Raw genomic sequence first — 21,596 nt, 5'->3', positions numbered from 1 at the left:
GGTTATGGGCAACTTTAAAACACGTCCAATCACTCTTAATGAACGGCTGATTGATGCTGTCGATGATGAACTTTTTTTGTCGTGCTTACGTTTCGTTAGTTCTGCAACTCACTATGAGCAAAGGGTTTTTTGGCGTGATAGATGGTTTCGATAATGTGGTCGTTAATAGCGATTAGACAATGTTTTGCGCCCGTTCCTATCCTTGGCCCGGCAAATGAAACGACGGCGTTTTAGTTCAAAGACAGTCGTCGCCGTTCAACCGAGATCAGGTTCTAGCCTGTGTGCACCGTCATGGAGAAGTCCCATGTCACAAGTCGACCGATACAAACCCTACAAGGGCGCCGCTGCGGGATGGGGGGCGGTGATCAGCCTCACCAGGAACTGGCTGGGCAGTGAAAACGCCCTGAAGAACATCCGCGCCATGCTCAAGACCAACCAGAACGGCGGCTTCGACTGCCCTGGCTGCGCGTGGGGCGAAGCGCCCGGCGCCGGCCTGCTGAAGTTCTGCGAGAACGGCGCCAAGGCCGTGAACTGGGAAGCCACCGGGCGCCTGGTGGACCCGGCGTTCTTCAACAAGTACACGGTCTCGACCCTGGCCGAGCAGAGCGACTACTGGCTCGAATACCAGGGCCGGCTGACCCACCCGATGCGCTACGACGCACGGATCGACCGCTACGTGGAGACCACCTGGGAGGAAGCCTTCGCCCTGATCGCCCGCCACCTCAAGGGCCTGAAGTCGCCCCACGAGGCCGAGTTCTACACCTCGGGACGGGCCAGCAACGAGGCGGCGTTCCTGTACCAGCTGTTCGTCCGCGCCTACGGCACCAACAACTTCCCGGACTGCTCGAACATGTGCCACGAGGCCAGCGCCGTGAGCATGATCGAAAGCCTGGGCGTGGGCAAAGGCACGGTGGTGTATGACGACCTGCACCACGCCGACGCGATTTTCGTGATCGGCCAGAACCCCGGCACCAACCACCCGCGCATGCTCGAACCGCTGCGCGAAGCGGTCAAGCGCGGTGCTCAGGTGGTGTGCTTCAACCCGCTCAAGGAGCGTGGCCTGGAGCGTTTCCAGAACCCGCAGAACCCCATCGAAATGCTCAGCAACGGTTGGGAGGCGACGAACACCGCGTACTTCCGTCCCGCCCTGGGCGGCGACATGGCGGTGTTCCGCGGCATGGTCAAGTTCCTCCTGCAATGGGAGCGCGAAGCCCTGGCCACCGGCGGCGAGCCGGTGTTCGACCGCGCCTTCATCGCCCGGCACACCTCGGGCCTCGACAGCTACCTGGCCCAGGTCGACGCCACCTCCTGGGAGCACATCGTCGAGCAGTCCGGCCTGACCCTGGCCGACATCGAACTGGCCGCGCGCATGTACGCCCGGGCCAAGAGCGTGATCATGTGCTGGGCCATGGGCCTGACCCAGCACGTGCATTCGGTGCCGACCCTGCAAGAGGTCATCAACCTGCAGCTGCTGCGCGGCAACGTCGGCCGTCCGGGCGCCGGGCTGTCGCCGGTGCGCGGGCACAGCAACGTGCAGGGCGACCGCACCATGGGCATCAACGAACTGGCGCCCAAGGCACTGATGGATGCCCTGGAGAAGCGCTTCAAGTTCAAGGTGCCGCGCCTGCACGGGCACAACACGGTGATGGCCATCGGCGCCATGGAACGGGGCGAGGCCAAGGTCTTCATCGGCCTGGGCGGCAACTTCGCCCAAGCCACGCCGGACACCCCGCGCACCCACGCGGCGATGCGCAACTGCGACCTGACCGTGCATATCTCCACCAAGCTCAACCGCAGCCATCTGGTGACCGGCCGCGACGCGCTGATCCTGCCGTGCCTGGGCCGCACCGACATCGACGTGCAGGCCGAAGGCCCCCAGGGCGTGACCGTGGAGGACACCTTCAGCATGGTGCACCTGTCGTTCGGCCAACTGAAACCCAAGTCGCCGCACCTGAAGTCGGAACCGGCAATCATCGCCGGGATCGCCGCCGCGACCCTGGGCAAGCACCCCATCGACTGGGAATGGGCGGTGGGCGACTACGGGCGCATCCGCGACCTGATCGCCGACGTGATTCCGGGCTTCGAGCGCTTCAACGAAAAACTGCTGACCCCCGGCGGCTTCCACCTGGGCAACGACGCTTCCGACCGTGTCTGGAACACCGCCAGCGGCAAGGCCCAGTTCACCCCGTGCGTGCTGCCCGAACACCTGATCAGCGAAGGCGTGCGCAACCTGCCGGTCAAGCCGCACCTGATCCTGCAGACCATGCGCTCCCACGATCAGTACAACACCACCCTGTACGGGCTCGACGACCGCTACCGCGGGGTGTACGGCATGCGCGACGTGGTGTTCGCCAACGAGCAGGACATCCGCCGGCTCGGTTTCGAACCGGGGCAGAAGGTCGACCTGGTGGCGCTGTGGGACGACGAGCGCGAGCGGCGGGTCAGCGGCTTCACCCTGATCGCCTACGACATCCCGGCAGGGCAGGCCGCCGCGTACTACCCGGAGACCAACCCGCTGGTGCCGCTGGAAAGCTACGGCGACCGCACCTACACGCCGACGTCCAAGTTCGTGGCGATCCGCCTTGAGGCGGCCGAGGCGAGCAACCTGATTCCGTCGTCGGTGGCGTAACCGCCCGAAGCGATCCGACCCTTTCGCAATTCGACTGGCTGCAGGCGTTCGCGCCTGGCGGCGGCCCGGCCGTGTGCCGCCGCTTTTCAGCCTTGATGAGGACATCATCATGTTCAACCTGGAGGCACTGGACCTGGCGCGGATTCAATTCGCGTTCACGGTTTCGTTCCACATCATTTTCCCGGCGATCACCATCGGCCTGGCGAGCTTCCTGGCGGTGCTCGAAGGCCTGTGGCTGAAGACCGGCAACGACACCTACCGCGACCTGTACCATTTCTGGTCGAAGATCTTCGCCGTCAACTTCGGCATGGGGGTGGTCTCGGGCCTGGTCATGGCGTACCAGTTCGGCACCAACTGGAGCGGCTTCTCGGACTTCGCCGGGAGCGTCACCGGGCCGTTGCTCACCTACGAGGTGCTGACGGCGTTCTTCCTCGAGGCCGGGTTCCTCGGCGTGATGCTGTTCGGCTGGAACCGCGTGGGCCGGGGCCTGCACTTCTTCGCCACGGTGATGGTCGCCATCGGCACGCTGATCTCGACCTTCTGGATCCTCGCCTCCAACAGCTGGATGCAGACGCCGCAGGGCTTCTCGGTGGTGGACGGGCGGGTGATGCCGCTGGACTGGCTGGCCATCGTGTTCAACCCGTCGTTCCCGTTCCGCCTGGCGCACATGGCCATCGCCGCGTTCGTCGCCACGGCGTTCTTCGTCGGCGCGTCGGCGGCCTGGCACCTGCTGCGGGGCAACGACACCCGACAAGTGCGCAAGATGTTTTCCATGGCGTTGTGGATGGCGCTGATCGTCGCGCCGATCCAGGCGGTGGTCGGTGACGCCCACGGCCTGAACACCCTGGAGCACCAGCCGGCGAAGATCGCCGCCATCGAGGGCCACTGGGAAAACCACGGCAACGAGCCGACCCCGCTGGTGCTGTTCGGCATCCCGGACATGCAGGCGGAGAAGACCCGATACGCGCTGGAGATCCCGTACCTCGGCAGCCTGATCCTGACCCACAGCCTCGACAAGCAGATCCCGGCGCTCAAGAGCTTCTCCAAGGAGGACCGGCCGAACTCGACCGTCATCTTCTGGAGCTTCCGGGTCATGGCCGGGCTGGGCATGTTGATGATCCTGGTCGGCGTGCTCGGCTTTGCGCTGCGGCGCAAGGGCGCGGTCTACCGCCACCGCGGCTTCCAGCGCCTGGTGCTGCTGATGGGGCCGAGCGGTCTGGTCGCGCTGCTGGCCGGCTGGGTCACCACCGAAGTCGGGCGTCAGCCGTGGGTGGTGTACGGCCTGCTGCGCACCCATGACGCGGCGTCGCACCACTCGGTGGCGCAGATGAGCACCTCGCTGGCGCTGTTCGTGGTCATCTACTTCTCGGTGTTCACCGTGGGCATCGGCTACATGATGAAACTGGTCGCCAAGGGCCCGCAGCCGCACCACGACCACGATCCTGAGGACGACAGCCAGCAGGCGCCGCGCCGGCCGCTTTCGGCCGCCAACGTCCACCTCGAATCCGCCAGCCGGATCCACTGAATAAGGAGCGTTGAGACATGGGTATTCAAGGCATCGACCTGTCATTGATCTGGGGCGTGATCATCGCCTTCGGGGTGATGATGTACGTGATCATGGACGGCTTCGACCTGGGCCTCGGGATCCTGTTCCCGATGATCCCGGACGGGCAGGAGCGCGACGTGATGATGAACACCGTCGCGCCGGTCTGGGACGGCAACGAAACCTGGCTGGTGCTGGGCGGGGCGGCGCTGTACGGCGCGTTCCCGCTGGCCTACGGGGTGATTCTGGAGGCGCTGTACCTGCCGCTGGTGTTCATGCTCGCGGGGCTGATCTTCCGGGGCGTGGCGTTCGAGTTCCGCTTCAAGGCGCCGGCCGAGAAGCGGCATCTGTGGGACCTGGCGTTCATCGGCGGTTCGCTGCTGGCGACGTTCTCCCAGGGCGTGGTGATCGGCGCCTACGTGGCCGGGATCCCGGTGGCGGACCGTCAGTTCGCCGGCGGCAGCCTCGACTGGCTGGCACCGTTCCCGCTCGCCTGCGGCGTCGGCCTGGTGGTGGCGTATGCGTTGCTGGGCAGCACTTGGCTGCTGGTCAAGACCGAGGGCATGCTCGAATCGCGGATGCGCCACTACAGCCGTCCGCTGGCGTGGCTGCTGCTGGCGATGGTGGTGGTGATCGGCGTATGGACGCTCAAGCTGCATCCGGAACTGACGGGGCGCTGGTTCACCCATGCGCACCTGACGGTGTTCGCGGGGCTCGTCGTGTTGGCCCTGCTGGCCCTGTTCGGCCTGCTGCGTTCGCTGCGCCGGCGCCACACCCACTGGCCGTTCGTGTTCACCCTGGCGCTGATGTTCCTGGGCTACATCGGCCTGGCGCTGAGCATCTGGCCGAACATCATCCCGCCGTCGGTCAGCCTGTGGGCGGCGGCGTCACCGGCCACCAGCCAGCTGTTCGCGCTGATCGGCGCGCTGTTCATCCTGCCGGTGATCCTGATGTACACCTTCTGGAGCTACTACGTGTTCCGCGGCAAAGTGAGGATCGGCGATGGCTACCATTGAGCGACGTGACGTGAAACCGCAGCGCTGGCATCGGCGCCTGGGCTGGCTGTTGCTGATCTGGCTGGGCAGCGTCGCCTCGCTGGCGGTGGTGGCCAGTGTGCTGAAGCTGCTGATGTATGCGGCGGGGATGAGAACCCACTGACCCTGCAAAAAAACCGGAGCCTGGCTCCGGTTTTTTAATGCGCCCGGGAAACCTGTGGGAGCCGGCTTGCCGGCGATGGCGGTGGGACAGGTGCAGATGTCGGCAGTGCCGGCCTCATCGCTTGCAGGCAAGCTCCCACAGGTTTTGGCGGTGCACATGAATCTTGCGAACACCCGGGAAACCTGTGGGAGCCGGCTTGCCGGCGATGGCGGTGGGACAGGTGCAGATGTCGGCAGTGCCGGCCTCATCGCTGGCAAGCCAGCTCCCACAGGTTTTGGCGGTGCACATGAATCTTGCGGACACCCGGGACACCTGTAGGAGCCAGCCTGCTGGCGATGGCGTCAGATCAGGCAACAGAGATGTCGGCAGTGCCGGCCTCATCGCTTGCAGGCAAGCTCCTACAGGTTTTGGCGGTGCACATGAATCTTGCGAACACCCGGGACACCTGTAGGAGCCAGCCTGCTGGCGATGGCGTCAGATCAGGCAACAGAGATGTCGGCAGTGCCGGCCTCATCGCTTGCAGGCAAGCTCCTACAGGTTCTGGCGGTGCACATGAATCTTGCGGACACCGCGGTACCTGTGGGAGCTGGCTTGCCAGCGATGGCGTCAGGTCAGGCACCGGGGGTGTCGGCAGTGCCGGCCCCATCGCTGGCAAGCCAGCTCCCACAGGGGGTTGGGGTGGCCGCCGATGTCGTGTACAGCCGCGATACCTGTAGGAGACGGCCTGCTGGCGATGGCGTCAGGTCAGGCAACAGAGATGTCGGCAGTGCCGGCCTCATCGCTAGCAAGCCAGCTCCCACAGGTTTCTGTGGCGTACACGGAATCGGCATTCGCCTCGCAACTTGTGGGAGCCGGCTTGCCGGCGATGGCGTCACTCGGCGCCGAACATCGCGGTCCAGTAGATGCCCGCGTCGCTCTTCGGGTCCACCGCGTAGGCGGCGCCGAGTTCGCGGTACTGCGGATTCATCAGGTTGGCGCAGTGGCCGGGGCTGGCGAGCCAGCCGGCCACCACTTTCTGCACGGTGTCTTGGCCGGCGGCGATGTTCTCGCCGACCTGCTGGCCGCCGTAGCCCGCCAGTTCGGCGCGGTCGCCCGGCGTGCGGCCGTCGCGGTCCTTGTGGTCGAAGTAGTTCTTGTTGGCCATGTCGCGGCTGTGATCCTGGGCGACGGTGCCGAGCACCGCATTCCAGGCCAGCGGCGCGGCGGCGGAGAACGCCTGGCCGCCGCACTGGCGCGGCTGGGCCCGGGCGGCGTTGAGTTGCTCCAGCAGTTTCTGGCCTTCGCCCGGCCCGTCGCCCAGGCGGGCGGACAGCAGCGGCCGGGCCAAAGTGATGCGCCAGTCGCGGTCGCTGCGGCTGACGCCGACGTCGACGAACTGCGGATCCAGCACCACTTGGCAGAAGCTCTCCTGGATCGCCTTCATCGCCGCCGCCGCATCCCTTGGCCCGTTGAGGCTGATCGCCTGCACGTTGACCATCGGGTAGCCGGCGCGGGCCATGGCCTGCTGCAGGTCGACGACGCCGCTGGCCGGCAGGATCAGGCGCGGGTCGGCCGACAGCGGCGGCAGTTCGCTGGACGCTTGGGTGCCGCAGCGCTGTGGCTGGCTGCGGTAGCTGTTGATCGACTCGACCAGTTGCGACTCGTCGGTGGCCATGGCCGAGGCGGCGAACGCCAGGCCCACGGACAACGCGGCGAGGCGCAGAGCGGATGGCATGAAGCGCATGGAAATCTCCCTTGGGCTGAGTGCGCACATCATGCGCGAAAGGGCCCCGGTGGGCGCAATGCCTTTTTCTTCGCCGGGGCGATTTTTCCGCGGCGCATGGCTTCGGACTTTGCCGTCTACACTCTGCGAGAGCCCCGCAATCCGGGTGTCTCAGCCGCACAACACATTGCCCGGACCGGGCGCTGCCGGAAGTGTCGATCATGGGATTCAAAGGCGTGGTTGTCTGTCTTGCGTTGACCCTGTCCTGCGGCCCGGCGCTGGCCGCCGAACAAGCCCCGATCCAGGAAAAGGCCGAAGCCAAGGCGCAGGTGCTGGAGGAAAAGGCCGCCGACAAGGTCAGCGCCGCACCGGCGCCCAAGTCGCAAGCCATCACCCCGACCGAAGTGCAGGCGGTCGATCCGGCCGGGGCCGCACCGCTTGACGATCCCATCACCTGCCTGGCGCGCAGTATCTATTGGGAAGCCAAGGGCAAGGACACCGCCGACATGGAAGGCGTGGCCAGCGTGGTGATGAACCGGCTCGGCCACGACGGGTTTCCCGGCACGGTCTGCGAGGTGGTCAAGCAGGGTTCGCAGACCAAGAGCTGCCAGTTCTCGTGGTGGTGCGACGGCAGGCCGGACCAGGTCAAGGAAGACGCCGAGTACGCCCTGGCCAAGGAGATCGCCGCCAAGGCCCTCAACCGCCAACTCACGGATCGCACCCACGGCGCGCTGTATTTCCATGACCGCAACGTTCACCCGAGCTGGGCGAACGAGTACCGCAAGACCGCCGAGACGGCGAAATTCCTCTTCTACAAACCCGCCGGCGGCGACGCCCGTTAGGCGCAGACCTGGCGCACGCAATCGCGCAGCCAGCGGTGGGCGGGATCGGCGTCCATCCGTGGGTGCCAGAGCATCGAAACGGTCAGCGGCGGCAACGTCACCGGCAGGCTGAAACTGTGCAGGTCTGCGCGCAGGGAGCCGGTGTGGCGCTCCGGCACCGTGGCGACCAGCTCCGAGTCGCGCACCAGCGCCAGGGCGGCGGAGAAGCCGCCGACCAGCGTGACGATCTCCCGCGCCAACCCTTGCGCGTGCAGCGCATCGTCCACCAGGCCGGTCTCGCGCCCGTGCCGCGACACATGGACGTGCGCGCCGGTGGCGAAACGTTTGGCGCTGACCTTGCCCGACGCCAACGGATGGCCCGCCCGCACGACACCGACCCAGCGGTCCTCGAACAGGATGCGGCTGTGCAGGGTGTCGTCGGTGCGGGTGCCGACCACCGCGGTCTCCAGGTCGACTCGCCCTTCGCGCAGCGGTGCGCTGTCCTGGTCGGCCTTTTGCAGAAAGCGCAGGCGCACGCCGGGCGCCTCTGAGGCGATGCGGGCGAGCAGGGCGGCGCCGAAGGTCTCGACGAAACCGTCGCTGCTGCGCAGGGTGAAGGTGCGTTGCAGTTGGCTGAGATCCAGCGCCTGAACGGGGCGCAGCACCGCTTCGGTTTCCTGCACCAACCGGCTGACCTGCTCGCGCAGGGCCAGGGCCCGGGGCGTCGGCACCAGGCCGCGGCCGGCGCGCACCAGCAACGGATCGCCCGTGGTGTCGCGCAGGCGGGCGAGGGCGCGGCTCATGGCCGACGGGCTCAGGCGCAGCCGCTCGGCGGCGCGGGCGACGCTGCCTTCGCTGAGCAGCACGTCGAGGGTGATCAGCAGGTTCAGGTCCGGTGCATTCATGACATGGCGTTTCATGCAGGTATGGAGTGCAAAGCATGCGTCTTCCGCCTTGCGTCGTCCAGACATAGGCTGCGGCCCATGACCTTCACGAAGAGCGCCTGCCATGTCCCTGCAGCCTTTACACCGTTCCCCCCGCTGGGCCCTGACCGGCCTTTCCCTGTCCATGCTGATGCCGTCCCTGGACACCAGCATCGCCAACGCCGGCCTGCCGACGCTGGCTGCAGCCTTCGGTGCCGCGTTCGCGCAGGTGCAGTGGGTCGTCCTCGCCTACCTGCTGGCGATCACCACGTTGATCGTCAGCGCAGGACGCCTCGGTGACCTGATCGGACGGCGTCGCCTGATGCTGATCGGCATCAGCCTGTTCACTGCCGCGTCCTTGTGCTGTGCGCTGGCGCCCGGACTTGCGTGGTTGATCACGGCGCGGGCGGTGCAGGGGCTCGGCGCGGCGGTGATGCTGGCGCTGACGGCGGCGCTGGTGGGCGATGCGGTGCCCAAGGCGCAGAGCGGCCGGGCGATGGGGCTGCTGGGCACGATGTCGGCCATCGGCACTTCGTTGGGGCCGTCGCTGGGCGGGCTGCTGATCGCGCAGGCGGGGTGGCCGTCGATCTTCTTGATCAACGTGCCGCTGGGGCTGCTCAACGGTTGGCTGGTGTGGCGTCATCTGCCGGCGGATCGGGCGGTGGAGACGCGGGTGCGGTTCGACCACGCCGGGACGATGGCGCTGGCGCTGACCCTGGGGGCGTATGCGTTGGCGATGACCGTCACGGGGACGCCGGGCGCCACGCTGGCGCTGTTGTCGATCAGCCTGCTGGGCCTTGGCCTGTTTGTCGCGGTCGAGCGGCGTGCGGCGGCGCCTTTGATGCGCATGGCGCTGTTCGCCGATCCGCGCCGTGCCGCCGGTCTGGCGATGACGGCGCTGGTGGCGACGGTGATGATGACGACGCTGGTGGTGGGGCCGTTCTACCTGAGCCGGGGGTTGGGGCTGGGCAGCCTGGCGGTGGGCCTGGCGCTGTCGGTCGGGCCGTTGGTGGCGGCGCTCGGCGGCGTGCCGGCGGGGTGGCTGGTGGACCGCTTCGGGGCGCGGCGCATGGTGGCGGGCGGATTGTCGGCGATGGCCGGCGGCTGCCTGTTGCTGGCGGTGTTGCCGACGGGGCTCGGGTTGCCCGGTTATCTTGTGCCGATCGCGTGGGTCACCGCCGGGTATGCGCTGTTTCAGGCGGCCAACAGCAGCGCCCTGATGGTGGACGTCGGTCAGGACCTGCGCGGGGTGATGTCGGCGATGCTGGGGCTGGCGCGCAACCTGGGGCTGATCACCGGGGCGGCGGCGATGGGGACGGTGTTCGCCCTGGCCGCCGGGGATCCGGCACAGGCGCCGGCCGCGATGATCGCCGCAGGCTTGCACTTGACCTTCGGCGTTGCCGCGACGCTGATGGCCATTGCCCTCGCCGTCAACGGCAGGGCCCGGAGCCTGTCGGTGTCGGTGGGGCTGCGCTGAGGCTCCGTGGCGAGGGCGCAAGCTCCCTTGCCGCCAGGGCATTTACGGGGTTTGGCGAGCGGGGAAGAACAGTTCGAAGCAGGTCTCGCCGTCGGCGCTGCTGGCGCTGTAGCGGCCTTGATGCAGTTGCATGATGGTGGCGACGATGGACAGGCCCAGGCCGTTGGACTGGGCCGAGCGCTGACGGGACTGGTCGACCCGGTAGAAGCGCTCGAACAGCCGCGACAGGTGTTCGGCGGGGATGGTCGGGCCGTGGTTGCGCACCCGCAGGTGGCTGCCGTCCGCTTCGGCGGTGGCTTCGACCTGCACCGTCGAATCCGCGGCGCCGTACTTGATCGCGTTGGCGCACAGGTTGGCCAGGGCCCGGCGCAGCAGCATCGGTTCGGCCCAGATCACGCCGCTGCCGCGGGCCTCGATGCAGATGCCGGCGTCCGCCGCCAGGCCTTCGAAGTAGTCGGCGATGCGCTGCATCTCGTCGGCGGCGTCCAGCTCCTGGCGTTGGCTCATGGCGCTGGCCGGATCGGTGCGGGCCAGGAACAGCATGTTGTCGAGCATCCGCGCCAGCCGTTCCAGCTCCTCGACATTGGAGGCGAGCAGTTGCTGGTAGGCCTCGACGCTGCGGTTCTGCTGCAGCGCGACCTGGGTTTCGCCCAGCAGGTTGTTGATCGGCGTGCGCAGTTCGTGGGCCATGTCGGTGGACACCTGGCTCAGCTGCGCAAAACCCTTGGCGAGCCGGTCCAGCATGGCGTTGAACGCGTCGATCATCGGCTTCAGTTCCCGGGGCGTGCCGTGGCTGTCGAGGCGTTCGCCCAGGTTGCCGACGCCGATGCCATGAGCGTGCCGCGCCAGCCGGCGCAACGGCAGCAGGCCACGGTACACCAGCAGGCAGCCGATCAGCGCCAGCACCGCCGCCGCCAGGGTCGCCAGGCCGTAGACGCTGAGCCGGTAGGTGGCGAGCATCGCCGTGCGTTCGGTCATCAGGCGGCCGGTGAGCACTTGCAGGTTGCCCAGCTCGCCGGAGTCGATGGTCGCCGCCACCGCCGAAAACGGCACGCCGTTGATGTTCGGCAGATGCTTCACGTCGCTCAGCGCCATCGGGTGGCCGATGGGCACGGCGGGCACGCTCGGGGTGGCGAGGTTGCCGGGGTTGACCACCAGCAGCGGCGGCTGCCCCGGCGCGCCGATGGTCAGCAACGCCTCGCGGTTGCCGAGCATGTTCTGGAACAGCGCCGGCTTGTTCTTGATCAGTTCCAGGGTGTTGCTGTCGTTGAGGAAGGTGCGCAGCTGATCGACCCGGCTGGCGAGCTGGATGTCGTCGCGGCGGATCAGTTGCGCTTCGAGTTCGTTGTACAGCGCCGCCCCCAGGCCCGCCAGCGACGCGAAGGCGAGCAGGGCGAAGACCAGCGCCAGGCGCAGGGTCAGCGAATAGGTGCCGTTGGTTTTCATGGCTGAATGTCGAAGCGGTAGCCGATGCCGCGCACGCTGTGGATCAGCTTGAGCGCGAACGGATCGTCGAGCTTGGCCCGCAGGCGGCGCACCGCGACATCGACCACATTGGTGTCGCTGTCGAAGTTCATGTCCCACACCCGCGAGGCGATCAGCGAACGGGAGAGCACCTGGCCGGCGTGGGTCGCGAACAGCTGCAGCAAGGCGAACTCCTTGTTGGTCAGGACGATCCGCGTGCCGGCGCGGGTGACCCGGCGCTTGAGCACGTCGATCTGCAGGTCGGCGACCTGCAGCTGTTCCTCTTCATGGATCGGCCCGCGCCGGGTCAGGGTGCGCAGGCGCGCCACCAGTTCTGCGAAGGAGAACGGCTTGATCAGGTAATCGTCGGCGCCCAGCTCCAGGCCCTTGACCCGGTCGGCGATGTCGTCGCGGGCGGTCAGGAACAGCACCGGCGTGTCGGCCTCCTTGCGCAGCCGGCGCAGCACTTCCCAGCCGTCCATCTGCGGCATCATCACATCCAGCACGATCACGTCGAAGCCGTGCTCCAGCGCCAGGTGCAGGCCGTCGGCGCCGTTGCGCGCCAGGCTCACGCTGTAGCCCAGTTCCTGCAAACCGTTGAGCAGGTAATTGCCGGCTTTGGGTTCGTCTTCGACGACGAGGATGTTCATGGATGTCGGGTCTCAATTGTCGTTGGTGCAGCCGCTGCCATGCACCTGATAGTCCAGCACATGTTCGCGGCCCTGGTGGTCGAGGTAGTGGAGCCGGGCCGGGATCACGCCGCAGGCCTGGGAAATATCGGTGCTGGACAAGACTTTGTCGATGTCCAGATGAACGAAGTAGCCGTTTTCATCGTGGATCACGGTCGAGTCGGGGGCGGGCGCGGCGAACGCGGAACCGGTGGCGAGGAGGGCGGCGAAGGCAAGGGCAAAGGTTTTCATGACGGGGTCGCTCGGTGCGTGAAGTGGATCGGCACAGGTGCCGGGACAACTTCAGGCTACCGGGCGATCCGCTCAGCAAACCGACAGCTTGATTACAAAGCTGTAATGAAAGGGTGTGGCTCTGCGGTGCCTTCGCAGACGAGACAGTCAGCAGGTTTGCGGTGTGCGCCAGGGCCGGCAACGCTGCTGAACCCTGTGGGAGCTGGCTTGCCAGCGATGAGGCCGGCACACCCGACCTCAACCTTTGAGGAGAAGAGAGGGATCAGTTGCCGGCGGAGCTGATGATCCCGGCCACCTGCTGCGGCTGGCAGTTGAGGTACGGCGAGGACTTGAGCCAGTGCTGGTCGGGGTACCAGGAGAACATGAACTGGCCGTCCTTGAGGCTGTCGATCACCCGCTTGGCCACCTGCGGGCGCACCGCCGGGCAGCCCTGGCTGCGGCCGATGCGGCCCTGGCGCTTGCTCCACAGCGGGTTCACGTAGTCGGCGGCGTGGATCACGATGTCGCGGTCGCGGGCCATGTCGTTGAAGCCCGGCTCCAGGCCGTCCATGCGCAGCGAGTAGCCGTGGGTGCCTTCGTAGCTTTCTTGGGTGCGGAACAGCCCCAGGCTGGACTGGTAGCTGCCCTCGCGGTTGGAGAACTGGGTGGCGTAGTTTTCCCCGGAATTGGAGCCGTGGGCGACCAGGTCGCGCAGCACCAGTTTCTTGCGGGCCAGGTCGAAGATCCACAGGCGGCGGGCGGTGGACGGCTGCGAGTAGTCGATGATCGCCAGGTGGCGCGACTGCCGGGCGCCGCTGTTGACCGCGCACTGCATGGCGTTCAAGGCACCTTTCAGCGCTTGGGGATTGAGTTCCGGTGCGGCGTGCGCGAGGCTGTTGTAGAGGGATGGCCGGACGGTGCCGGCGGCAATGGCTGGGCTGGTCATCGAGGCGGCGATCAAGGCCGGGACGATGGCAGTCAGCAGAAGTCGGCGAAAAGACGTCAACATTTACAGAGTGTCCTCACTTGCTACATGTCTGGCACTTTGGCTCCTGACGTCCAGTCGTTCCCGGCAGGCCCGGGAATCGGGCCTGACTGTTCACCGCACCTGATGTAAGGTTGACCGTCATTTCCGGACGGCCATGGATTGGAGTAAAGCAGTTGTTCAAAAAACATGCATGCTACTTGAGCGTTTGTTTGCTCGCAGCGCCGTTTGTCGCATGCGCCGGGGAGCCGCTGCCGGGGCTGCCGACGCTGCCCGCCGACGTGACGGTCGATGCGCCGGTGGCCGCGCCGGCACCGGTGCAGAGTCCGTTGCAGGCGTCGCTGGTCAGCCTGCCCCAGGCCTGTCCGGCCGTGGCGGCCCGGCTCGACGCCCCCGCGCTCCAGCAGTTGCAGGCGTTCTATCAGCAGCAGGACTGGCTGCCCGTGTGGGCAGACGGCGGGCGCCTCGCGACATTGCATGCGCAGTTGCAACTGTTGGCCGATGACGGCCTCAACCCCCAACGCTATCCGGTGGCGGGGAGCGTACCCCAGGACGGCGACCTGTGCGCCGACATCGACATCAGCCGCCACTACCTGCAAGCCCTGCAGGACCTGCATTACGGCCGCCTGCTGCAATCGCACTTCGAGCCCCTGTGGCACGCCGACGAAACGCCCCGCGACCGGCAGGCCGAATTGCTGGACATCGCCGTGCCGGGCATGCACGACATCGCGGCGGCGTTCGACCGGGCCCGTCCGCGCCTGGCGCAGTACCAAAACCTGCGTCACCTCTACGCCGCCCAGCGCCAGCAAGCCCTGCCGCACTGGGGCGCGGTGGGCAACGGGCCGCTGCTGCGCCCGGACATGGCGGACAAGCGCGTGCCGGAACTCGCCCAGCGCCTGTACAGCGAAGGCTACCTGCACAGCGCGGCCGGCACGCCGGGCAACGCCTACGACGGCGTGCTGGTGGAGGCGGTGAAGAGCTTCCAGGCCAACCATTCGCTGCAGGCCGACGGCGTGGTCGGCCCCGGGACCATCGCCGAGCTCAACATCAGCCCGCTGACCCGCCGCGAACAGTTGCGGGTCAACCTCGAGCGTTTCCGCTGGCTGGCCCAGGACATGGAACCGGACGGCCTGTTGGTCAACGTCGCCGCCGCCGAACTGACCCTCTATCAGGGCGGCCTGCCGGTGTGGCAGACCCGCACCCAGGTCGGCCGCGCCGAACGCCAGACCCCGCTGCTCAAGTCCCGGGTCACCCGGCTGACCCTGAACCCGACCTGGACCGTGCCGCCGACCATCTGGAAGGAAGACAAGCTGCCGGAGATCCGCAAGGACCAGACCTTCCTCAGCCGCCAGAACCTGCAAGTGCTCGACGCCAACGGCCAGCCGCTGGCCGCCGCCGACATCGACTGGGACAACCCCGGCAACATCCTCCTGCGCCAGGACGCCGGGCCGCGCAACCCGCTGGGGCAGATGGTCATCCGCTTCCCCAACCCGTTCTCGGTGTACCTGCACGACACGCCGAGCAAGGCGCTGTTCGACAAGGGGCCGCGGGCGTTCAGCTCCGGCTGCGTGCGGGTCGAGCATCCGATGAAGCTGCGCGACCTGCTGCTCAGCCCGGCGGAAAAGGCGCGCACCGACACCTTGCTGGCCACCGGCACCACCCACGAATTCCGCCTGGCCAACCCGGTGCCGATCCTGATGACCTACTGGACCGCCCAGGTCGACAGCCACGGCCGCGTGCTCTACGCGCCGGACATCTACAGCCGCGACAGCGCGCTGCTGGCGGGGCTGGACCGGGCGCACTGACCCTCAGCGGGCGTGGCGTTGCCAGAACACCCTGGCCAGCCACGCATCCACGCTGAGCTTTCCGGCCCCGGCGAACACCAGCGGCAGCAGCGCCGCCAGGTAAATGGCCGGCAGCTTGAAGTTGCCGAAGCCTTTGTTGGTGATCGCGTAGCCCTGGGCCAGTTCGCTCAGCGACGACCAGTCCGCCGGCCAGTGCACGGCGGCGGTGGCGACCACGGTGACCACGATCAGCGAGACCGCCGAGAAACGCGTGCCGAGGCCGATCAGGATCGCCAGCGCGCCGATCAGCTCGGCCCACATCGACAGCTCCCAGTTCAGGGTCGCCGGCAGATGGTCGAAGGGGAAGGGGAACCTGTCCTGGATGTCTTCGAACCAGTTCTGGCCGTTGAACTTCTCCAGGCCCGATTCGAAGAATTCCCAGGCGATGAACAGCCGCAGCGTCAGCGGCGCGAGCCATTGGCCAGCGCGGTCGAGGTTCAGGTGCACGCCTTTGACGGCGGTCGAAAGAGAGGGGGTCATGTCCGGATGCTCCAGGTTGTCAGGGAATGCGGGGCAGCAGCGCGCCCCGCGTCGGGCGTCATTCGCCGGCGCCGCACTTGCCTTCGCCGCATTTGCCTTCCGACGTTTTTTCCGTGGCGTCGGCCTTGGCCTGGCTGTAGCCGTGGTCCAGTTGCTTGACGCTGAAGGCCTCGGAGGCCGAAGCGGCGCTGGACAGGGCCAGGCCCGAGGCGATCAGCAGGCCGAGGGCGAGGGATTTTTTCGAAAGCGGGGTCATGATGGTTCTCCGATGCATCGAGTGGGTTCAAAGGCTTGACCGGCAGTGCCGGTCGACAGGTTCATTTGAACGCCGGGGTGTATCGGTGATGTGTCGCGGGGAGGCAGAAGTATGGGCGCCGTGTGTCTGCGGCGAGGCGGTACACACTGCGATACAGGCCTGGGTGTGAATGACCGTGCGGGCCTCATCGCGGGCAAGCCCGCTCCCACAGGTTTTGCGTGCTGCACATCACCTGTAGGAGCCAGCCTGCTGGCGATGGCGTCAGTGAGGACACCGCACAGGGGATTTGATTGGGCGCTGTGATCCGGCAGCGGTCCGCAGCGTCTAGCCACGGTGTCCCCGCGATCCCACGGGGCGAGACTTCGGAACCCGGCATGCAAGCGCTGTTGAACGAGATCCTTGACGCTGTCCGGCCCCTGATCGGGCAAGGCAAGGTGGCTGACTACATTCCCGCCCTCGGCACCGTGCCGGCCAATCAATTGGGCATCGCCGTGTACGGCAACGACGGCGAAATGTACTGCGCCGGCGACGCCGACACGCCGTTCTCGGTGCAGAGCATCTCCAAGGTGTTCAGCCTGGTGCAGGCCATCGAGCATTCCGGCGAGGCGATCTGGGAACGCCTGGGCCACGAGCCCTCCGGCCAGCCGTTCAACTCGCTGGTGCAACTGGAGTTCGAGCGCGGCCGGCCGCGCAACCCCTTCATCAACGCCGGGGCGCTGGTGATCTGCGACATCAACCAGTCGCGCTTCGCCGCGCCGGCGCTGTCGATGCGCGATTTCGTCCGGCGGCTGTCGGGCAACCCGCAGGTGATGGTGGACGGCAAGGTCGCCGAATCCGAATACCAGCACCGGGCCCGCAACGCGGCGATGGCGTACCTGATGCAGTCGTTCGGCAACTTCCACAACGACGTCGAGGCGGTGCTGCGCAGCTACTTCAGCCACTGCGCGCTGCGCATGAGCTGCATCGACCTGGCCCGTGCGTTCTGCTTCCTGGCCAACGACGGCTTCTGCAAGCACAGCGGCGAACAGATCCTGACCCGCCGCCAGACCCAGCAAGTCAACTCGATCATGGCCACCAGCGGCCTGTACGACGAGGCCGGCAACTTCGCTTACCGCGTCGGCCTGCCGGGCAAGAGCGGCGTGGGCGGCGGCATCGTCGCGGTGGTGCCGGGACAGTTCACCGTGTGCGTGTGGTCGCCCGAGCTCAACACGGCGGGCAACTCGCTGGCGGGCATGGCGGCGCTGGAGATGCTCAGCGCGCGGATCGGCTGGTCGGTGTTCTGACCGACGCCGCCATCCGCTGACTGTAGGAGCGAGCCTGCTCGCTCCCACAGGGTTCTGCGGGTTGCCTTGGTGGCGGGCCTTCCTATACATTTTTTGCCCGCTCATTCATATGGTGAATCCGCTTCATGTCTCTCGCGCTCGAACGTCTCGTCGCCGGCACGCCCATCCCTTTCGCCGGCAACCGCGTCACTGTGGTCAGCCCCGAATTGGCCGAGCGCTTCCGACCCGGTGACCACCTGCTCGTGGAGCAGGTCAGCGGTGAGCTGCTGCTGATTCCCGTGGCCGACCAGCAAGCGGCGGCGGTGGCGATCGAGCGTGCGGCAGCGGCTTTCGGCGCCTTGTCTGCGGTGCCGGACGAGGCCATCAGCCGCTTCTTCGACCGGTTCGCCCAACGCCTGGAGTCCGCCGAGTGCTGGGCCCTGATCGAAGCGGCCAACCTGGCCGACATCGAAAGGGCCAAGGCCCGCGGCCGTTCCACCACACGGTTGCTGGCCGACGAGCGCATGCGCCGCGACATGATCGCCGGCCTGCGGGCCTGGCGCGATGCGCCGGCCACCCGTGGCCAGGTCATCAGCAGCGTCGAGCACGACGGCTGGAAAGTGGAGCAAGTGGTGTCGCCGCTGGGCATCGTCGCCTTCGTGTTCGAAGGCCGCCCGAACGTGTTCGCCGACGCGGCCGGCGTGCTGCGCACCGGCAACACCGCCGTGCTGCGGATCGGCAGCGATGCGCTGGGCACCGCGCAAGCCATCGTCGCCCATGCGCTGAACCCGGCGCTGGCCGATGCCGGCCTGCCGGCGGGGGCGGTGTCGCTGGTGGAGAGCGTCAACCACGCCGCCGGCTGGGCGATGTTCGCCGACCGGCGCCTGTCGTTGGCGGTGGCCCGGGGTTCGGGCCGGGCGGTCAGCCAGTTGGGCAGCATCGCCCGGCAGGCCGGCACCGCCGTCAGCCTGCACGGCACCGGCGGCGCGTGGCTGATCGCCGACCGCGAGGCCGACGCCGAACGCTTCGCGGCGGTGGTGCGCAATTCCCTGGACCGCAAGGTCTGCAACACCCTCAACGTCTGCCTGATCCACCGCGAGCGTGCCGCCGAACTGGTGCCGCTGTTTCTTGATGCGCTGCGCCAGGCCGGCGCCGCGCGCGGCCAGGGCTGCAAACTGCACATCGTCGAGGGCAGTGAAAGTGGCCTGCCGGATGAGTGGCGCAACGCGACGGTCGAGGTCTGCCGCGCCGAAGGCTACAGGACCGAGGCCCAGGCCGAACCGCTGCCCGAGGCGCAACTGGGCCGCGAGTGGGAGTGGGAAGAGACCCCGGAAACCAGCCTGATGATCGTCGATGGCCTGGACCGGGCGATTGCCTTGTTCAACCGCTACAGCCCGCAGTTCACCGTGTCGCTGATCAGCGAGAACGCCGCCGAGCAGCAGCGCTTCTACAACGCGGTCAACGCGCCGTTCGTGGGCAACGGCATCACCCGCTGGGTCGACGGCCAATACGCGCTGAACAAACCGGAACTGGGACTTTCGAACTGGGAGAGCGGACGCCTGTTCGCCCGCAGCGCGATCCTGTCCGGCGACGGCGTGTTCACCGTGCGCAGCCGCATGACCCAGGTCGACCTGGGCGTCAAACGCTGAACGGCAAAGGGCCGCGCCCGTCGGGATGACGGGCGCGGCCCTTGCGTTTCACTTCGCGGTGGCGGCCGCTTCGATCAGGCTGGCCACGGTTTTCGGGTTCGACACCATCACCACATGGGACGCGCCCTTGACCACCACGGTTTGCCGGGCGTGGGCCCGTTCGGCCATGAACGCCAGCGCCTGGGGCGGGATGTTCTTGTCCTGGTCGCCGTACACGAACCACGACGGGATCGACTTCCACGCCGGCTCGCCCGACGCCTCGTTCAGCGCCGCTTCGGTGATCGGGCGCTGGGTCGCGGCCATCAGTTTCGCGTCGGCGTTCGGCACGTCGGCGGCGAACTGGTCGTGGAACCTGGCCTGCTGGATGTACAGGTCCTTGCCGCCGTCCTTCAAGGCCACGGGCGGGGCGAGGGTCGGGCCGAGGGTGCTGCCGGGGAAACGACCGGCCAGCCCGGCCACGGTCTCGCCCGCCTCAGGGGCAAACGCGGCGACGTAGACCAGTGCCTTGACGTTGGCGCTGCCGTAGGCCGCCGCGCTGATCACAGGTCCTCCGTAGGAGTGGCCGACCAGCACCACCGGCGACTTGATCCCGGCCAGCACGTCGGCCACCGATTGCGCGTCGCCCTTGACGGAGCGCAGCGGGTTGGCGGCGGCCACCACCGGGTATCCGTCCTTTTCCAGAATCTTCACCACGCCGTTCCAGCTGCTGGAGTCGGCGAAGGCGCCGTGCACCAGCACGACGGTGGGCTTGGCGTCGGCCGCCATGGCCGAGGCGGCGCCGGCCATGGCGGCGGTGAGGGCAAGTCCTGCAAACCACTTGTTCATCGTGTGTTCCTTGTGTCGGGAGGAGGGATACCGCGTCGGGGCCTATTGGAGGCGCCGGCTGTATCGGCGATGTGTCGGGCTCCTGCCGTGGATGCGTTGAACTGTGTCTGGCGCTGCGCAGGCTACAGAACGATACAAACCGAACGCCCCGAAAGGTTCGGGGCGTCGGGTTCAGGCGGCTTCGGCGGACGTGGCCGGTATCGCGCAGGTGGCCGGGTGCCCGGCCAGCGAGACGAACGTGCGGCGGTCGCTGCCGAGGGCGTCGACGGAGCCGGTCTCGATGTCGTACACCCAGCCGTGCAGGTTGAGCAGGCCTTTCTCCTGGGCCAGGCGCACGCTGGGGTGGGTCTGGATGTTCGCCAGTTGCGCGATCACGTTTTCCCGCACCATCGAACTCAGTTTCGCCGCGTCATCGGCATGGGGCCGGGACTCGTTGACCACCTTCGCCGACTCGGCGTGCTGCAGCCAGCCGCTGACGGCGGGCAGGTGATCCATGCATTTGCATCGGGCGATGGCGGTCATCGCGCCGCAGTCGGAGTGGCCGCAGATGACGATGTCGGTGACGCCGAGCACGGCCACCGCATACTCCACCGTCGCCGATACCCCGCCCGGATGGGGGCTGTAGGAGGGCACGATGTTGCCGGCGTTGCGGATCACGAACAGCTCGCCGGGCTCTTGCTGGGTCAGCAGTTCCGGCACCACGCGGCTGTCGGAGCAGGTGATGAACAGCGTGCCGGGCTGTTGGGTGGTGGCCAGGTGCTTGAACAGTTCGGTGCGCTGCGGAAACGCTTCGCTCTGGAATTTCAGGAAGCCTTCGATCAGGTTTTTCATGGTGTCGTCCTCTCAGTTCGAGCAGCCGGTGCCGAATTCGCTGTATTGAAGGATGTGTCTTTCGCCGTGGGAATCGAGATAGGTCATCTCGACGGGCACCACGCCGCAGATGTCCGCGACCGGGGTGACGCTCACGACCTGGGCGATGTCCAGCGTCATGCCGTAGCGGTAGGCGACGGCTTCTTCATCGGCCTGGGCCTGGGCCTGGGCCTGGGCGGCAAGGCCGGCGAGCAGGGCGAGGAGCAGCGGAATCTTTTGCATGGGGCAGCCTCCAGACAAGTGGTGTGACGGTGTCGGCCATCGGGGGTCAGGGAGGCCCGCACGCCGGGTGCGGGCCGGGTGGATCAGAACGGACGCAGCGGCAGGAACTTGCCGTCGAGGGTGACCACGGCGCGGGAGCCGCCTTCAGGGTCTTCGACTTTCTTGATGTCGAGCTTGAAGTTGATCGCGCTGATGATGCCGTCGCCGAACTGCTCGTGGACCAGGGCTTTGAGGGTGGTGCCGTAGATCTGGATCATCTCGTAGAAGCGGTAGATGGTCGGGTCGGTCGGCACGCCGCTCAGGCTGCCGCGCAGCGGGATGATCTGCAGGGCGGCGACGTCGGCGGCGTCCAGCTCCAGCTTGTCGCCGACGGTCTGTGCGGCGGCTGCCGGCAGCGGGTGCTGGCCGAGCAGGGCGGCGGTGACGTAGGCCAGGCTCAGGCCGGTGTCGTCGGCCAGGTCCTGCCACGACAGGTCTTTGCGGGCCTTGGCGTCCAGGACGCGGGTGGTCAGGGCCAGGCGGGTGTCGTTGTAGGCGTGGGACTGTTGCATGGTGTCACTCCTTTCGGGGTTGGCTTGGTGTGGAAG

Annotated in this window: 21 protein-coding genes; 9 read left to right on the top strand and 12 right to left on the bottom strand. The window is 67.2% G+C overall.

The annotated features are described in order from the left end of the window. Positions 1 to 304: 304 nt before the first annotated feature. From KVG96_RS13520 to KVG96_RS13505, 4 genes are all read left to right on the top strand, one after another. On the top strand, positions 305 to 2,629 hold the full coding sequence (locus KVG96_RS13520) for an FdhF/YdeP family oxidoreductase (RefSeq protein WP_217892595.1): 2,325 nt from the start codon (positions 305 to 307) through the stop codon (positions 2,627 to 2,629). Positions 2,630 to 2,738: 109 nt separating this feature from the next. After that, on the top strand, positions 2,739 to 4,154 hold the full coding sequence (locus KVG96_RS13515; RefSeq protein ID WP_217892594.1) for a cytochrome ubiquinol oxidase subunit I: 1,416 nt from the start codon (positions 2,739 to 2,741) through the stop codon (positions 4,152 to 4,154). Positions 4,155 to 4,171: 17 nt separating this feature from the next. Then, on the top strand, positions 4,172 to 5,188 hold the full coding sequence (cydB, locus tag KVG96_RS13510; RefSeq protein ID WP_217892593.1) for a cytochrome d ubiquinol oxidase subunit II: 1,017 nt from the start codon (positions 4,172 to 4,174) through the stop codon (positions 5,186 to 5,188). Beyond that, a complete protein-coding gene (locus KVG96_RS13505; protein WP_085579991.1) occupies positions 5,175 to 5,330 on the top strand; it encodes a DUF2474 domain-containing protein in 156 nt (51 codons plus the stop codon). Before cydB ends, KVG96_RS13505 begins: the two co-directional genes overlap by 14 nt. A gap of 871 nt (positions 5,331 to 6,201) precedes the next feature. On the opposite strand, the gene KVG96_RS13500 is transcribed toward KVG96_RS13505, so the two are convergent. Continuing rightward, positions 6,202 to 7,053 carry a CAP domain-containing protein gene (locus KVG96_RS13500; protein WP_217892592.1) on the bottom strand — a complete coding sequence of 284 codons (852 nt, stop codon included), beginning with the start codon at positions 7,051 to 7,053 and terminating at the stop codon, positions 6,202 to 6,204. A gap of 200 nt (positions 7,054 to 7,253) precedes the next feature. Between KVG96_RS13500 and KVG96_RS13495 the strand changes: the two genes are divergently transcribed. Beyond that, positions 7,254 to 7,874 carry a cell wall hydrolase gene (locus tag KVG96_RS13495; protein ID WP_217892591.1) on the top strand — a complete coding sequence of 207 codons (621 nt, stop codon included), beginning with the start codon at positions 7,254 to 7,256 and terminating at the stop codon, positions 7,872 to 7,874. Here the strand turns inward: KVG96_RS13495 and KVG96_RS13490 are convergent. After that, positions 7,871 to 8,758, bottom strand: coding sequence for a LysR family transcriptional regulator (locus tag KVG96_RS13490; RefSeq protein ID WP_217892590.1), 888 nt, complete (start codon positions 8,756 to 8,758; stop codon positions 7,871 to 7,873). The genes KVG96_RS13495 and KVG96_RS13490 overlap by 4 nt on opposite strands. Before the next feature lie 103 nt (positions 8,759 to 8,861). On the opposite strand from KVG96_RS13490, the gene KVG96_RS13485 reads away from it, so the two are divergent. After that, the gene (locus KVG96_RS13485; RefSeq protein ID WP_217892589.1) at positions 8,862 to 10,253 is read left to right on the top strand and encodes an MFS transporter; all 1,392 of its coding nucleotides are present in this window, start codon (positions 8,862 to 8,864) and stop codon (positions 10,251 to 10,253) included. Between the two features lie 42 nt (positions 10,254 to 10,295). Here KVG96_RS13485 and KVG96_RS13480 read toward each other — a convergent pair whose 3' ends face one another. The 4 genes from KVG96_RS13480 to KVG96_RS13465 form a co-directional block, all read right to left on the bottom strand. Continuing rightward, positions 10,296 to 11,699: a heavy metal sensor histidine kinase gene (locus tag KVG96_RS13480; RefSeq protein ID WP_217892588.1), complete on the bottom strand. Its 1,404-nt coding sequence runs from the start codon at positions 11,697 to 11,699 to the stop codon at positions 10,296 to 10,298. Beyond that, complete coding sequence (locus KVG96_RS13475; protein ID WP_217892587.1) at positions 11,696 to 12,367, bottom strand: heavy metal response regulator transcription factor; 672 nt, start codon at positions 12,365 to 12,367, stop codon at positions 11,696 to 11,698. Before KVG96_RS13475 ends, KVG96_RS13480 begins: the two co-directional genes overlap by 4 nt. Before the next feature lie 12 nt (positions 12,368 to 12,379). Beyond that, positions 12,380 to 12,637: a DUF2790 domain-containing protein gene (locus KVG96_RS13470; RefSeq protein ID WP_217892586.1), complete on the bottom strand. Its 258-nt coding sequence runs from the start codon at positions 12,635 to 12,637 to the stop codon at positions 12,380 to 12,382. Between the two features lie 262 nt (positions 12,638 to 12,899). Further along, a complete protein-coding gene (locus KVG96_RS13465; RefSeq protein WP_217892585.1) occupies positions 12,900 to 13,625 on the bottom strand; it encodes a murein L,D-transpeptidase catalytic domain family protein in 726 nt (241 codons plus the stop codon). A 152-nt stretch (positions 13,626 to 13,777) separates the two neighbouring features. Here KVG96_RS13465 and KVG96_RS13460 point away from each other — a divergent pair, with 152 nt between their 5' ends. Beyond that, positions 13,778 to 15,406, top strand: a complete 1,629-nt coding sequence (locus KVG96_RS13460; RefSeq protein ID WP_217892584.1) for a L,D-transpeptidase family protein — start codon at positions 13,778 to 13,780, stop codon at positions 15,404 to 15,406. Between the two features lie 3 nt (positions 15,407 to 15,409). Here KVG96_RS13460 and KVG96_RS13455 read toward each other — a convergent pair whose 3' ends face one another. Both KVG96_RS13455 and KVG96_RS13450 read right to left on the bottom strand, forming a co-directional pair. Continuing rightward, complete coding sequence (locus KVG96_RS13455) at positions 15,410 to 15,925, bottom strand: HvfX family Cu-binding RiPP maturation protein (RefSeq protein WP_217892583.1); 516 nt, start codon at positions 15,923 to 15,925, stop codon at positions 15,410 to 15,412. 58 nt (positions 15,926 to 15,983) lie between these two features. Then, positions 15,984 to 16,181, bottom strand: a complete 198-nt coding sequence (locus KVG96_RS13450) for an HvfA family oxazolone/thioamide-modified RiPP metallophore (protein ID WP_217892582.1) — start codon at positions 16,179 to 16,181, stop codon at positions 15,984 to 15,986. A gap of 374 nt (positions 16,182 to 16,555) precedes the next feature. Here KVG96_RS13450 and glsB point away from each other — a divergent pair, with 374 nt between their 5' ends. Both glsB and KVG96_RS13440 read left to right on the top strand, forming a co-directional pair. After that, positions 16,556 to 17,464, top strand: coding sequence for a glutaminase B (gene glsB, locus KVG96_RS13445; protein ID WP_085580012.1), 909 nt, complete (start codon positions 16,556 to 16,558; stop codon positions 17,462 to 17,464). A gap of 125 nt (positions 17,465 to 17,589) precedes the next feature. Then, a complete protein-coding gene (locus KVG96_RS13440; protein ID WP_217892581.1) occupies positions 17,590 to 19,092 on the top strand; it encodes an aldehyde dehydrogenase family protein in 1,503 nt (500 codons plus the stop codon). A 48-nt stretch (positions 19,093 to 19,140) separates the two neighbouring features. On the opposite strand, the gene KVG96_RS13435 is transcribed toward KVG96_RS13440, so the two are convergent. From KVG96_RS13435 to cynS, 4 genes are all read right to left on the bottom strand, one after another. Then, a complete protein-coding gene (locus KVG96_RS13435) occupies positions 19,141 to 19,917 on the bottom strand; it encodes an alpha/beta fold hydrolase (protein WP_217892580.1) in 777 nt (258 codons plus the stop codon). A 171-nt stretch (positions 19,918 to 20,088) separates the two neighbouring features. Next, complete coding sequence (locus KVG96_RS13430; RefSeq protein WP_217892579.1) at positions 20,089 to 20,748, bottom strand: carbonic anhydrase; 660 nt, start codon at positions 20,746 to 20,748, stop codon at positions 20,089 to 20,091. A gap of 12 nt (positions 20,749 to 20,760) precedes the next feature. Continuing rightward, a complete protein-coding gene (locus KVG96_RS13425) occupies positions 20,761 to 21,009 on the bottom strand; it encodes a DUF2790 domain-containing protein (protein WP_217892578.1) in 249 nt (82 codons plus the stop codon). Positions 21,010 to 21,092: 83 nt separating this feature from the next. Then, entirely contained in the window at positions 21,093 to 21,560 is a 468-nt protein-coding gene (gene cynS, locus KVG96_RS13420; RefSeq protein WP_217892577.1) for a cyanase, read from the bottom strand. Positions 21,561 to 21,596: the final 36 nt, after the last annotated feature.

This window comes from Pseudomonas ekonensis (genome assembly GCF_019145435.1).
GTDB lineage: Bacteria > Pseudomonadota > Gammaproteobacteria > Pseudomonadales > Pseudomonadaceae > Aquipseudomonas > Aquipseudomonas ekonensis.
Note: the sequence above shows the minus strand (reverse complement) of the source record. Positions and strands in the feature narration are given on the sequence as shown.

Excerpts from the sequence above, each read along its gene's own strand:
- KVG96_RS13520 (WP_217892595.1), top strand. The coding sequence starts at position 305 with ATGTCACAAGTCGACCGATACAAACCCTACAAGGGCGCCGCTGCGGGA.
- KVG96_RS13515 (WP_217892594.1), top strand. The coding sequence starts at position 2,739 with ATGTTCAACCTGGAGGCACTGGACCTGGCGCGGATTCAATTCGCGTTC.
- cydB (WP_217892593.1), top strand. The coding sequence starts at position 4,172 with ATGGGTATTCAAGGCATCGACCTGTCATTGATCTGGGGCGTGATCATC.
- KVG96_RS13505 (WP_085579991.1), top strand. The coding sequence starts at position 5,175 with ATGGCTACCATTGAGCGACGTGACGTGAAACCGCAGCGCTGGCATCGG.
- KVG96_RS13500 (WP_217892592.1), bottom strand. The coding sequence starts at position 7,053 with ATGCGCTTCATGCCATCCGCTCTGCGCCTCGCCGCGTTGTCCGTGGGC.
- KVG96_RS13495 (WP_217892591.1), top strand. The coding sequence starts at position 7,254 with ATGGGATTCAAAGGCGTGGTTGTCTGTCTTGCGTTGACCCTGTCCTGC.
- KVG96_RS13490 (WP_217892590.1), bottom strand. The coding sequence starts at position 8,758 with ATGAATGCACCGGACCTGAACCTGCTGATCACCCTCGACGTGCTGCTC.
- KVG96_RS13485 (WP_217892589.1), top strand. The coding sequence starts at position 8,862 with ATGTCCCTGCAGCCTTTACACCGTTCCCCCCGCTGGGCCCTGACCGGC.
- KVG96_RS13480 (WP_217892588.1), bottom strand. The coding sequence starts at position 11,699 with ATGAAAACCAACGGCACCTATTCGCTGACCCTGCGCCTGGCGCTGGTC.
- KVG96_RS13475 (WP_217892587.1), bottom strand. The coding sequence starts at position 12,367 with ATGAACATCCTCGTCGTCGAAGACGAACCCAAAGCCGGCAATTACCTG.
- KVG96_RS13470 (WP_217892586.1), bottom strand. The coding sequence starts at position 12,637 with ATGAAAACCTTTGCCCTTGCCTTCGCCGCCCTCCTCGCCACCGGTTCC.
- KVG96_RS13465 (WP_217892585.1), bottom strand. The coding sequence starts at position 13,625 with ATGTTGACGTCTTTTCGCCGACTTCTGCTGACTGCCATCGTCCCGGCC.
- KVG96_RS13455 (WP_217892583.1), bottom strand. The coding sequence starts at position 15,925 with ATGACCCCCTCTCTTTCGACCGCCGTCAAAGGCGTGCACCTGAACCTC.
- KVG96_RS13450 (WP_217892582.1), bottom strand. The coding sequence starts at position 16,181 with ATGACCCCGCTTTCGAAAAAATCCCTCGCCCTCGGCCTGCTGATCGCC.
- glsB (WP_085580012.1), top strand. The coding sequence starts at position 16,556 with ATGCAAGCGCTGTTGAACGAGATCCTTGACGCTGTCCGGCCCCTGATC.
- KVG96_RS13440 (WP_217892581.1), top strand. The coding sequence starts at position 17,590 with ATGTCTCTCGCGCTCGAACGTCTCGTCGCCGGCACGCCCATCCCTTTC.
- KVG96_RS13435 (WP_217892580.1), bottom strand. The coding sequence starts at position 19,917 with ATGAACAAGTGGTTTGCAGGACTTGCCCTCACCGCCGCCATGGCCGGC.
- KVG96_RS13430 (WP_217892579.1), bottom strand. The coding sequence starts at position 20,748 with ATGAAAAACCTGATCGAAGGCTTCCTGAAATTCCAGAGCGAAGCGTTT.
- KVG96_RS13425 (WP_217892578.1), bottom strand. The coding sequence starts at position 21,009 with ATGCAAAAGATTCCGCTGCTCCTCGCCCTGCTCGCCGGCCTTGCCGCC.
- cynS (WP_217892577.1), bottom strand. The coding sequence starts at position 21,560 with ATGCAACAGTCCCACGCCTACAACGACACCCGCCTGGCCCTGACCACC.